At 41.2% G+C, this 12,237-nt stretch carries 11 protein-coding genes; 2 read left to right on the top strand and 9 right to left on the bottom strand.

All coding sequences use genetic code 11. The features are described from left to right. Positions 1-28: 28 nt before the first annotated feature. Genes ABE954_RS03115 through ABE954_RS03105 form a run of 3 tightly spaced genes read right to left on the bottom strand, consistent with a single transcriptional unit; the run spans position 29 to position 3,613 of the window. A complete protein-coding gene (locus ABE954_RS03115; RefSeq protein ID WP_166686038.1) occupies positions 29-982 on the bottom strand; it encodes a PDR/VanB family oxidoreductase in 954 nt (317 codons plus the stop codon). A gap of 15 nt (positions 983-997) precedes the next feature. Continuing rightward, positions 998-2,446 carry an NAD-dependent succinate-semialdehyde dehydrogenase gene (locus ABE954_RS03110; RefSeq protein ID WP_206227265.1) on the bottom strand — a complete coding sequence of 483 codons (1,449 nt, stop codon included), beginning with the start codon at positions 2,444-2,446 and terminating at the stop codon, positions 998-1,000. A gap of 39 nt (positions 2,447-2,485) precedes the next feature. Continuing rightward, positions 2,486-3,613, bottom strand: a complete 1,128-nt coding sequence (locus ABE954_RS03105) for an aromatic ring-hydroxylating dioxygenase subunit alpha (protein ID WP_042849069.1) — start codon at positions 3,611-3,613, stop codon at positions 2,486-2,488. A 318-nt stretch (positions 3,614-3,931) separates the two neighbouring features. Here ABE954_RS03105 and ABE954_RS03100 point away from each other — a divergent pair, with 318 nt between their 5' ends. Further along, positions 3,932-5,491 (top strand): BCCT family transporter, encoded by a 1,560-nt coding sequence (locus ABE954_RS03100; protein ID WP_197679467.1) that lies wholly within the window; start codon positions 3,932-3,934, stop codon positions 5,489-5,491. A gap of 75 nt (positions 5,492-5,566) precedes the next feature. On the opposite strand, the gene rimI is transcribed toward ABE954_RS03100, so the two are convergent. After that, complete coding sequence (gene rimI / locus ABE954_RS03095) at positions 5,567-6,019, bottom strand: ribosomal protein S18-alanine N-acetyltransferase (RefSeq protein ID WP_042849070.1); 453 nt, start codon at positions 6,017-6,019, stop codon at positions 5,567-5,569. Further along, positions 5,988-6,398 (bottom strand): DNA polymerase III subunit psi, encoded by a 411-nt coding sequence (locus tag ABE954_RS03090; protein WP_042849071.1) that lies wholly within the window; start codon positions 6,396-6,398, stop codon positions 5,988-5,990. Before ABE954_RS03090 ends, rimI begins: the two co-directional genes overlap by 32 nt. 132 nt (positions 6,399-6,530) lie before the next feature. Here ABE954_RS03090 and rsmC point away from each other — a divergent pair, with 132 nt between their 5' ends. After that, positions 6,531-7,544, top strand: coding sequence for a 16S rRNA (guanine(1207)-N(2))-methyltransferase RsmC (gene rsmC / locus ABE954_RS03085; RefSeq protein ID WP_048608598.1), 1,014 nt, complete (start codon positions 6,531-6,533; stop codon positions 7,542-7,544). Positions 7,545-7,881: 337 nt separating this feature from the next. On the opposite strand, the gene ABE954_RS03080 is transcribed toward rsmC, so the two are convergent. The 4 genes from ABE954_RS03080 to ABE954_RS03065 all read right to left on the bottom strand — a co-directional run bounded on the left by ABE954_RS03080 (position 7,882) and on the right by ABE954_RS03065 (position 12,188). Beyond that, the gene (locus tag ABE954_RS03080; protein ID WP_042849073.1) at positions 7,882-8,136 is read right to left on the bottom strand and encodes a DUF1435 family protein; all 255 of its coding nucleotides are present in this window, start codon (positions 8,134-8,136) and stop codon (positions 7,882-7,884) included. A gap of 127 nt (positions 8,137-8,263) precedes the next feature. Further along, positions 8,264-8,794 (bottom strand): GNAT family N-acetyltransferase, encoded by a 531-nt coding sequence (locus tag ABE954_RS03075; RefSeq protein ID WP_042849074.1) that lies wholly within the window; start codon positions 8,792-8,794, stop codon positions 8,264-8,266. Between the two features lie 206 nt (positions 8,795-9,000). After that, positions 9,001-10,440 (bottom strand): alkaline phosphatase, encoded by a 1,440-nt coding sequence (gene phoA / locus ABE954_RS03070; protein ID WP_042849075.1) that lies wholly within the window; start codon positions 10,438-10,440, stop codon positions 9,001-9,003. Positions 10,441-10,619: 179 nt separating this feature from the next. After that, on the bottom strand, positions 10,620-12,188 hold the full coding sequence (locus ABE954_RS03065; protein ID WP_346777452.1) for an alpha/beta hydrolase-fold protein: 1,569 nt from the start codon (positions 12,186-12,188) through the stop codon (positions 10,620-10,622). Positions 12,189-12,237: the final 49 nt, after the last annotated feature.

The following is a 12,237-nucleotide window of genomic DNA, read 5'->3' as shown; positions in this document are numbered from 1 at the left end:
CCCATTGGGTAATCATGGGGCAACCCGGTTATAGGTCAAGCACTAGCCGCTTAGTTTTGGCGCGAGACACACACAGCATCATGGTTTTTTGCTGCGCTTTTTCATCATCATCAAGGTATAGGTCTCGGTGGTCTGCCTCCCCTTCTAATATTGCCGTTTCACAAGTACCACAGACTCCATTACGGCATAAACATTCCACATTAATGCGCTTATCTGCTTCGATTGCCTGTAATATAGACATATCTTCACCAACAACTAAGCTAATCCCTGAACGCTGAAAATGCACTTCAAATGACTCACCTTCACTCGCGACTTCGCCAAAATTTTCAAAGTGAATCTGTGACTCGCCAAGATGTTTTTGACCTTCTTCAATCACATTATTAATTAATGATTCCGGACCACATACATAAACATGACTATGACTTGGTTGGCTTTTGATTAACTGCTCAACTGACATTCGCTGCCCTTGGCTGCTATCGTATACATGCAATCGGTCGCCAATACGCTCTTGTAAATGTTCGACAAAAGCCGCCGTTTTGCGGTCACGAAAACAGTAATGGAGTTCAAAATCCATATTGCCGTGCTCTAACTCATATAAATAAGAAAGAAATGGCGTAATACCGATCCCTCCAGCGATCAAAACATGCTTACACTTGCTGTTTTTCTCAAGCGAGAAAAAATTCTGGGCAGGGGATAAATATAAACTATCCCCTAAAGATAACTGCTCATGCATAAAAGCTGAGCCACCTTTTGAATTTTCATCACGCAGAACAGAAATGCAATAACTCCCACAGTGTTGCGGATCACTAATGAGTGAATACGCACGCTGTAAGCCAGCCTCTCCCCCCATATGAACGGTAACATGGCTTCCCGCACTAAAGGGCATAAAAGTACCGTCCTGTGCAACGAATTCGAACATTTTGATGTTTGGGCTAACCTGCTCTATTCGGCTAACATTTACCGCGATTTTTGCTTGGTTCATCACTGTTCTCCTTCCTTATCCAATATCGATACACAAGTACTTAATGCTTAAATAATCCTCAATGCCATAACGAGAGCCTTCTTTCCCTAAACCAGATTGTTTCACACCGCCGAATGGCGCAACCTCATTAGAAATCAAACCAGTATTGATGCCGACCATACCACTTTGCAGCTTTTCTGCGACACGATATACCCGATTCACATCCCGAGAGAAAAAGTACGCCGCTAGCCCATAAATAGTATTATTTGCCCGAGAAATTACTTCACTCTCATCATTAAAGCGGATCAATGTGGCAATAGGACCAAAAATTTCTTCATGAACAATGTCCATTGAATCATCAACATCTACCAATACTTTTGGATTAAAAAAGTTGGCTTGTTCTTTGATTTCATTACCTAATGTTAATAATTTAGCACCTTTCGCTAATGCATCTTGCAATAATGCATTCATTCCTTCTATTGCCTTAGATGTAATCATTGGCCCAATATCGGTACCCGCAGCAAGCCCATTTCCGACGGTTAATTTGGCCACTTCTGCGACAAACTTGGTTTTAAATTCGTCAAAAATAGCAGTATGAATATAGAAACGGTTAACACAAACACAGGTTTGCCCACCATTACGGAACTTAGCTTGAATAGCGGCAGTTACTGCTTTATCAATGTCTGCATCCTCAAAGACGATAAAAGGCGCATTACCACCGAGTTCTAACGACGTTTTCTTTATAGTCGATGCACACTGTTCTGATAATATTCGGCCTACTTGTGTCGAACCTGTAAACGAAAACTTACTGATAAGCTCATGTTTTGTCAGTCTTTCGCCTAAAATACGCGATTCCCCCGTCACAACATTAAAAACCCCTGATGGAATACCCGCCTCATCGGCCAATTGAGCTAATGCAAGAGCCGTAAAAGGTGTTTCTGTCGCTGGTTTGATGATAATGCTGCACCCTGCCGCAAGAGCCGGTGCCGCTTTACGGGTGATCATCGCAGCGGGGAAATTCCATGGTGTAATGGCACTACACACCCCGATAGGTTGCTTAATTGTCGAAATCCGGTTACTCCCAACAGTCTGAGGGATAGTCTCCCCATAAACACGTTTACCTTCCTCTGCAAACCATTCTATAAATGAAGCGGCGTAGCGAATTTCACCTTTAGCTTCATGTAATGGCTTACCCTGTTCTAAGGTCATTAAGCGACCGAGATCATCAACATTGGCTTCGATAAGCTCAAACCAACGTCGTAAAATGATAGAACGAGCCTTGGCGGTAAGCTGCTGCCAACCTTCCATCGCCATGTGAGCTTGCTCAATAGCCTCATCCACTTGTCTTGCCGACAAGCTGGGAATTTCTCCCAGCACAGATTGGTCAACAGGATTAGTCACAGGGATTTTCTGACCTGAATCAACCCATTGCCCATTGATATAACATGTCTGACGAAATAGCGCTGGGTTAGTTAACTTATGCATTTGTGACTTCTCCTCGTTCATTTATGTTCAATAACGTAATTACTCGCTATGCGCACCAGCTAAAATCTTATGGAAATGAGCCACACCGTGTTCACTAATACCACTGCGTTGCCTATCTACCATAATTCTGCCTTGCCCACGGTAACCGCGAGATCTCAAGCCTTTTTGAACACTTTCAACGAGACGTAAATCTTCAGGACGAAAAACGGTACGATACCATTCGACTAAATTTTTCTGGTACTCCGTCAACTCTTCATTAAGGAAGTAAATATCATAATGCTGCAATGTTTCTCCGGCATTGACAGGGAACTCATAGATAACCGTCATAAAATCCCCTCCTGGCGGCATATTGAACATTGTGCTTGGCCAAATCCAAAAACCAAAGAAACGAGGATCTAATACAGATTCATCAAACTGATATGAAGACTCTGAAGGTTTAGCTTTACCGATTTGTACGGTCCAGTTATCCAATAATTGATGTTCATATACGCTAACATCCACTGAACTCGCGAAACTAACATGGTTAGTCGGGCAGTGATAACATTCAATATAATTATCAACGATAGTTTTCCAATTAGCTGGGGTACGGCTGACAAAACGTGCTGCCAATTTTAAATCACCAATCACAGCACAGGCTTCTTGCATTTTTTCTGCTAAACCAGGTAATTGCTGTTCAATTGGTTGAGGTTCTTCAGTTGTCATATTGACATAAATAAACCCTGCATGTTCAGTCACATGGAAAGAGCTTAATGACATGGCATCTGATTCAAAATTATTCACATTCTCACAATTGGTCGCATGTGCTAATTGACCATCCAGCTTGAATGCCCATGCATGATAAGGGCAAGTAATCACATTCTTAACTTTGCCACTTTCACCACTGATTAATTGGTGACCACGATGTGGACATACGTTATAAAAACCACGTAAAACATCATCACGACCACGAACGATCACGAGGCTTTCACCAATAAGTTCACGAGTGATATACGAGTTTTTTTCTTTTACTTCACTGATATGGGCAACACAAACCCATGAATTAGCAAATATTTTTTCTTTTTCATACTCAAAAATATCATCAGAAGTGTAATAACGTGCAGGGATCGTCCATGCGTTATCAATATCAAGGTGATCATTGATCGAAATGACTTTGGTTGCATTGCTCATAATTGCCCTCACTTTGTAAACTTATAGTTAACATATTTTTTATGAATGTTAATCCAGATCTCAATAATGATCAAACAAAATATTGACTAAAATTTATTCATTCATTATTTCATCAATAAAAACAATACAATATGCAATATATATTTACCGATTCTGTTAATGACAAGTTAATTATTTGTTGACTGCGCAATCTTTGCATGGCTATTCTCTGTAAACCAACAGTAGCTATTAACGAAAAACAACCTTACAAACACAATAGGAATTCCCTGCAAGCCAACTCTCATACAAAAAAAATAAGTGAGCAACCGGAGAAGAGGTATGATGAATCATAAGAAGTCTATATTTTACGTGTCGTTAGCCTTTAGTTTGGCGCTAATTAGTTTTGGCGCCTTTATCCCTGACAAACTGGAAGCATTTTCACACTCAGCTTTAAGTTTTATCTACAACAACCTAGGTTGGTTTATCTTAGGTTCCGTTTTTATCTTTTTTGCCTTTTGTATGTTCCTTGGTTTTTCTAAATTTGGGCACATTCGTCTAGGCGATGATGATGACAAGCCGGAATACAGCACCGTCACTTGGATTGCGATGCTATTTAGCGCATCAATTGGCATTAGCTTAATGTTTTGGGGGGTAGCGGAACCCGTCTCCTATTATATTAGTCCACCAATTGGCCAAGGCTCTACAGAGCAATCAGCCAAAGCGGCGATGCAATATGTCTACCTACACTGGGGGGTATCAGCTTGGGCTTGTTATGCACTCGTCGGCGTTGCATTAGGTTACTTTCAATTTAGAAAGAAACTCCCTGCATCAATGAGCTCAGTATTTTACCCATTACTTGGTGATCGTATTTACGGCTCGATTGGTAAATGGATCAACGTGTTAGTGATGCTTTCCATCGTTATCGGTATCGCAACATCACTCGGTTTTGGTACACTACAAGTTAACAGTGGAATGAACTATTTGTGGGGGTTACCAATTAGTATTTATGTACAAATTGGTTTAATTGCCATTATCACCGTCGTATATATCGCTTCCACTATTTCAGGGCTGCAGGGGGCAATTAAGCATCTATCCAACCTAAATATCGTACTTGCTATAGGGTTGATGGCATTTATCTTTATCTCTGGTCCAACACAAACGATTTTAAAAGTGTTATTCCAAGGCATTGGTGATTACGTACAAAACTTTGTCAGTATGTCTTTTCGCACCGAGCCGTACAACGATGGAACTTGGATTGCGAACTGGACACTCTTTTACTTCGGTTGGTGGATTGCATGGGCACCATTAGTCGGTAGCTTTGTAGCGCGTATCTCAAAAGGCAGAACGATTAAAGAATTTATGATTGGTGCCGTATTCATTCCTGTATTAAGTGCATTCGCTTGGTTCGCCGTGATGGGTGGGTCTGCAATCCATCTTATTCAAAACCTAGGACAAACAGCACTGGCTGACGCAGTAAAAACCGATGTTACTTCTGCGTTATTTAAATTTTTAGATTATTTTCCAGCCTCAACCTTTATTAGTATGATAGCTATTGTTCTGGTGTTGATTTTCTTTGTTACCTCAGCAAACTCAGCGGTTTTCGTACTCGGTATGGTAAGTGAAAATGGGAACCCAAACCCATCTCATGTGACGAAAACAATTTGGGGTGTGATCATTGCAGCGATTGCAATAGTACTCATCATGACTGGGGGGTTATCCGGCTTACAATCAGCCCTTGTTGCGATGGCCGTTCCATTATCTATCATGATGCTAATCATGTGTTATTCCACCTATAAAGGCCTGAACGAAGAAGTGAATGCACAAGCAGCAGCAAAAATACAACAGAAAGAAGATATTAAGCTGATGAATAAAACCATTCTTTCGGAAACAGAAAAATAAGAACCTAAATGACAAAACCCCAGCACGAGTCTCGTGCTGGGGTTTTTAATTCCACATTTAAAATGATAACCGTATTTATTCGTCATTCAATAATGTTAGAGCGAGGACAAGTGCATCCTCTCGGCCTTTTTTCGCCGGGTAATAATCTTTCCGTACTGTTACTTGATGAAAGCCAAGCTTATCATACAGATGTAATGCTGATGCATTCGATTCCCTAACCTCTAGCCACAAGGTTAAGATACCTTTTTTAACTAAATCGCTGATCAGTTGCTCGAGTAATAAACGACCATACCCCTGTCCTTGATAGTCAGGATGGACAGCAATATTGAATAAAGTGGCTTCATCCAACACACACTGAGTTATTGCATACCCAACAACTTGATTATTAATAGAAATCTTAATGTTATGATACTTTTCCCCTTGATTCCCATAAAAAACACGCTCAGTCCATGGGAAGTCATGACTTAACTTCTCAATTAAGAAAGCAGTTGCGAGATCAGATTGCTTTAGTGTTGATATTTTCATCATATTGATAAATTTGTTTCCATAGTGCCTGTTTAGCGCTGTGACTTGACATCAGCTCAGACAAAACAGGTGAAATAAACGTGATTTTTGAACCTTCGGGGTGGGTTTCGCCACCTAATACCCAACAAGGCGTTATTATTGGTGTTGGGAGTAAACCTAACTGCTCTGAATTAACACAAACAACATCATCAGAGACAATATTCATTGATAGAAAAATATCTTTTAGCAGTTGGCTATTTAAATCGAGGTTCTCATCAGTAATAATAATAAGCTTAGTCGACGCTGGGATCCTTACACCACGTTCACCACGTAACACAGCTGGATTTCTCACCATCCATTGAGTGATCCCCATTTGTTCTAAAAGCCTGTCACGTCGTGTCATTTATTTTTCCAGTCGCAATTGTACAACCACATCTTATCAAAGGGGATTAATAGCGCCAACAGAGCAATGCTATTTCTCCCATTTCTGGTAATGTGTTATCGGTTATCTATTATTTTAGGAGATTGACAGAATATGTCATTACTGACACCTGCCAGCGAAGTTATACAGCGCCATCTCGAACACTTTACAGATCGTCATGTCATTTTGGCCGGTGACATTCAGGATGAACTTGCAGCAACCTTAGAAGCAGCAAGCGTTCGTGTCATTACGAACCAGTATCACCACTGGCAACGTTTACAACCGTTAATGGGGGAAATGGCGTTATACTCTGCGACAACCCCAGCTGAATTTATTCAGCCCTGTAATACACTCATCTATTTTTGGCAAAAAAACAAGCAAGAAGCTTGTTTTCAGCTTGATGATCTTTGTACCCACCTCGCTACTGGTAGCCAAATATTTATCGTAGGGGAGAACCGTAGCGGGGTAAAAAGTGCCGAGTCTATAATGGAAGGCATCGCTAGCTTGCAAAAAATTGACTCTGCACGCCGCTGTGGTTTGTATTATGGCGAACTAGAGCAACCGACCCAGTTTGATATTTCTCGCTGGTGGCGTCATTATCAAATTGATAATGTTAGAATTAATGCATTACCAGGCGTATTTAGCCATATGGAACTCGATATCGGTAGTGATTTATTATTATCTACACTTACAGAGCCTATGAGCGGTGACCTATTAGACTTAGCTTGCGGTAATGGCGTATTGGCGGCCGTTATTGGTTCCCAAAACCCAGAAATAAAACTTACATTAAGTGATGTCAGTGCCTCTGCATTAGATTCCGCAGCTTCTACACTTGAAGCTAATCAGCTAACAGGCAAAGTGGTTGCAAGTGACGCTTATTCAGATATTCATGATAAGTTTGACTGGATTATTTCTAATCCACCTTTCCATGATGGGCTAAATACTAGCTACCGTGCAGTTGAAAATATGATTTACCAAGCACCTAAATTCCTGAAAAAGGGCGGGCGCTTGCGCATAGTCGCCAATGCTTTTTTACCTTACCCTGATTTACTGGATAAAGCATTCGGTAGCCATGAGGTGCTAGCTAAAACAGGGAAATTTAAAGTTTATCAAGCGATTAAGCGCTAACTGTATCAGTAAAATTAACACGCCGATAAATTCACCCAAACTAGAAGTGGTCAGTCATTATTGACTGGCTATTTTTTACCAAAAAACGGCGACCAAAATCTACACCGAATTAGTGTAACCAGACAAACTTAGTGAGTTGCGAGGGTGACGGAATTGCTAGACGCGCTAGCTTCAGGTGTTAGTATTCTATAGACGTATGGGGGGCTAATCCCCCCTTTCACACCACTGATGCAGTCAGTGTTTTTCACTTCAAATTGACTTGAAAGCACTTTCTACCGTGCGCTCACTTTCCCTCTATTATTTTTCCTAATGCATTCACTCATTATTTAACCAAATACTACCTTTGTAATACAAATGCAGCCAGAAAACACACGAGTGAAACAACGGCTGGGATAATCAATAAACGCCGAGAACCACGGTTAAACAACATACCTGCAGTCGCGATCATCATAATGATCATGGTGATTTTGAGGTTATCTAACCCCATATTGCTGAGTACATAGGTAATGCTCAGCAATATCACGGCGAAAACACCCCATAAACCAGCCCCTATGCGCCGTAAGCCAGTTGTTTTTGATATGCTAGTTGGCATAATGACCTCAACAATCTCAAATGATAATGATTATCAATCATATCTGATTTTGTGTGAATTTCAATATTTATTGTTCAATTTGACGACAAAATCAATAGCCAACAAACATATTCATTAACAAAACACTCTAATCAAACCAATATACAAAGTGAATATCTTCCGGCTCTAAAGCAAATAATTCTGGGTCAGGTTTTTCAATCAAAGTACAGCCAAGATATTGGTAGAAATGTACTGTATTTTCTGATGGTGTCGCCGATATATACAGCCCTTTAGCGTTTTTTTGAATGGCTAGGTCAACACACTGCTGAAATAGCAGCCCAGCCAAACCTTCACCACGATGTGGGTGACTAACATGTAAAAAAGACAACTGCAGCAAATTTTTTTGCTCACCACGCCATGTATTGTCTAAACTCGCAGCTGCAATCAGTTTCCCTTGTTCAAACACCCCTATAAAAATGGCCCCTTGGTCATAACTTTCCAACAAATGTGGAGTGTAAGCTTCAGGTTCACCTTCAGGCCAACCTTTCATATCAAAGCGCTGCTTTGATAGCACCAATTTCCCATCTTGATGTAAATATAGGTGCTCAATTAATTCAGTGCGATCAATAGACCAAACCGCTGGAATTTCATCTCGCTGTAGTTTCCGTACTTCTCTCATAAATTGGTTCTCATCATGCTGCGCTTATAAATAAGCTCTCGTTTTGATTATTAAAAAATAATAAATCAAGATAACCAATAAATAAATAAGTTCAAATATTTCATAAAGCTATTAAGGAATGGTTGAATAAAGGGGAGAGGAAAGAAGGCCGTTAAAAAAATTCTCCGCAACATCCTGTCGCGGAGAATTTATATTACAGGGTTGGTTTATTGCTTCAATCCCATTGCATCACGCATGGTAAAGAACAAATCGGTTTGGTCAGTCAGACCCATTACGTTTGCCGCATGTGGGCCATAGGCAGCTACACGTAACTGAGCGCCAGTGTGCTCCTGTGAGTCATCTTCTTCAGAGTTCCCGTAGTTAACCACCATCACAGAGCCATCTTTAGTAATCAACGCTTGAGTTAGCCCTGTTGATTTAGTGCCTTCCGGTATGATTTGGCTCGAATGTGAGTGATCCGCAGTCACGATAACCAAAGTATCACCATGTTGTTTAGCAAAATCTAAACCAACTTGAACGGCTTCATCGAGAGCCACGGTCTCACCAATTTGGCCACACGGATTTGCTTTGTGATCTTGTTTATCGATGGATGCGCTCTCAACTTGCAAGAAGAAACCATTCGGGTTGACTTCTAATAAATCAATCGCTTTTTTAGTCATTTGCGCTAACGTTGGCGCATTTGGATCTAATTTAGAATTAGGTTTACATTCAAGTGGTGCATTATTGATGTTGCCATAATGAACGGCTTTAGGCCCTTCCCACGCGACTGCCATATTGCCATCATGGAATAAACCTAAAACAGGTTTATCTTGATTCGCAACAGTGACGTTGTTCAACGCATTTGCATCACGCACAATGTTGTAACCACGTTCAATAGCCTGTTGTTCTAACGTTTTACCTTTATAGTCCCCAGCTTTTGCTTCTTGTTTGAAGCTCTTCGCACCACCGCCAAGGGTCACATCTGCGCGAGTGATCAATAACTGCTCTGAAATCGAGCCACGCCCGCCATTTTCTAAGGCATTAGCCGCACATTTTTCTGATGTTTCTTCAGGTCCATAACATTTACGTGCACTGACATGGGCGAACTGCGCGGCTGGAGTTGCATCCTGAATTTCAGAGGTTGTCACGTTGCCCGTAGCTTTTCCATTACGTTTCGCAATTTCAATTAACGTTTCGTGGTCATTACCAAATACATCGATTCCCAATGCACCATTATATGTTTTCACACCCGATGACCATGCAGTTGCGGAAGCAGCCGAGTCAGTCACATAATCAGGTTTCTGCGTTTTTTTATCTAATGCATAGTGAGTATATTGCCCTGTGATAGGTAAGGCATCGATGCCTTTAAAAAAGCCAGCTGCACCTTCTGCATAGTTACGTGCGACGGTAATTTCAGAATCCCCCATACCATCACCGATAAATAAAATCACATTTTTGGCTTGACCATTGTGAAGCGCCGCTTTCATGATGTCAGTTTGTTCAGTCGCTAAACGACGTGCTCCGCCAAATTTAGTGATATCGCCTTGGGCCGCACGGTTTTCTGAAACCGCATCATTTTTATCTGCGGCATAAGCAGGGATTGTACTTCCTAAAATCAATGTACTTACTGTGACAGCTAAAAAAGACTTCATAAAATTACCAGTCATAACAGTTTCCTTGCCGATCAATAATGAAAAATGAATAAGTATGTTTTAAATAATGATAGGCATGCTAAAGGAGCTAGATGACAGTTGAATGACGCTTTTATGGCGAAATGAATACGGTTGTCATAAAAATGAAAAAGCAGCTCATTACAAGCTGCTTTAAGCTATAACCGGATTAGTGCTTACCACTGTGATGAGAGTTTCTTTGTGCCCTCATACAGTGTTTCACACCAAGAAATGTAATCATGGCCGCTGGGTAATTCTATTGCATCAACTTGGTAGCCTTTATGCTTTAATACGTCAAACAAGTGATAATGATTTTGAATAATTCCGCCCCAACTGCCTCTTTGTTCAAATAAACCCGCCTCAAGGAAAAATCGAATGGGTTGCTTCGGCATGGTTTCAATTTCCCGGATCAGCCATTCAGGGTCTTCCCCCTTTGGTGACCACCAATAAGACCCTGACATGCTTAACACATTGCCGAATACCTCCGGATGCTGTAAGGCATTCCAAGTTGCCCCAAGCCCTCCATAACTAGACCCCGCAATAATAGTGTGTTTAGCGTCCGCTTGGATTCCCTTTTTTACCAGTAACGGCATTAACTCATCCGCCAGCAATTGAGGGAAGTCATGATTAGGAGGCAGCTCTTCCCCACGACGTTCCGAACTGATGCTATCGACAAACACGATATCCATAGCTGGCAAATCACCGTTATTCATCCATTTATCAAAAAACTTCACCATTTGATAATTTTGTTGGTAAATCTGACCATCTAACAACACTAACAGCGCAGGGTGTTTCATCGGCATATTTGCGCGATATACCGTAATTTTTCGTTCATTATTCAAAACACGGCTAGAAAGTGTAAAAGTTTCCAAACTTCCTTGAACTTGCGAGTGCTTTATTAATGGGAAATTACATTGGCGTATTTGTGGCGCTAGTGACAATAAGGAGAAGCGGTTGTATTTATCTTCAGCTAAAGATGGAATAACGTTGGGGTTATACGGGTCAGCTTGTGCTGTCACTAATATTGCCTTACGCTGTGCGAAACCACCTTCAGGAACCATTGGGATATCAGGGGCAATTTTATATTGTGACAATGTCTTATCAGGGATAATAAAAGAGCGGTACCAAATATCAGTTCCCGCCAAATGCGCCATTCTTTCATGATTCCCCGATGGCGCTCCTAAAATATACGCATTGGATTTCGCCCCCCGCCATAAAAAAGTTGCTCGCTTTTGCGAACCAGCGAGATCCTCAATCAGTGGAGTTCCTTCTATCGCAACAGCTTGCCAGAAAGCGGCGGAGTCCCCCTCGCTATAATACTCATCCAATAGGCTTTGCAACTTAGGGCTTACAGGCTCTCCCTCTTTTTTGATATCTAACGGCTGATAAGGTTTGACATCAAATTGCAGACGCCAAGGCTTCCCCGGCTCACCTTTCAAAGAAAGATAATAAACCCCATTTGTAGGGACTAAATAATCCGCAGAATGAGGCTCTTGCGCCGAACCATATTCTTGTAGAGTACGTATGGGCTGTTGCTTAGCGTCTAGTAATGTGACCTTGGAAACCCCCTCTCCACGTTGCTTGATAAAATTTTGCTGTGATGCTTCAAAAAATAAACAGCTATCCCCCTTACTGTTATGCACCCCTTCGGCAGTAGAAAGCTCCGCTAAACGAATACAGTCTGAAGAGGTTGCGATGGCTGCTGAAGAAAACAAAATACACCCTAAAAGTGGCAAAGATTTCACATCTCATTCCAATGAATCAATTGATAATAATAATTATTACTATCAAAGA

It is taken from the genome of Providencia sp. TYF-12, assembly GCF_041344805.1.
GTDB classification, from domain to species: Bacteria; Pseudomonadota; Gammaproteobacteria; order Enterobacterales; family Enterobacteriaceae; genus Providencia; species Providencia huashanensis.
Note: the sequence above shows the minus strand (reverse complement) of the source record. Positions and strands in the feature narration are given on the sequence as shown.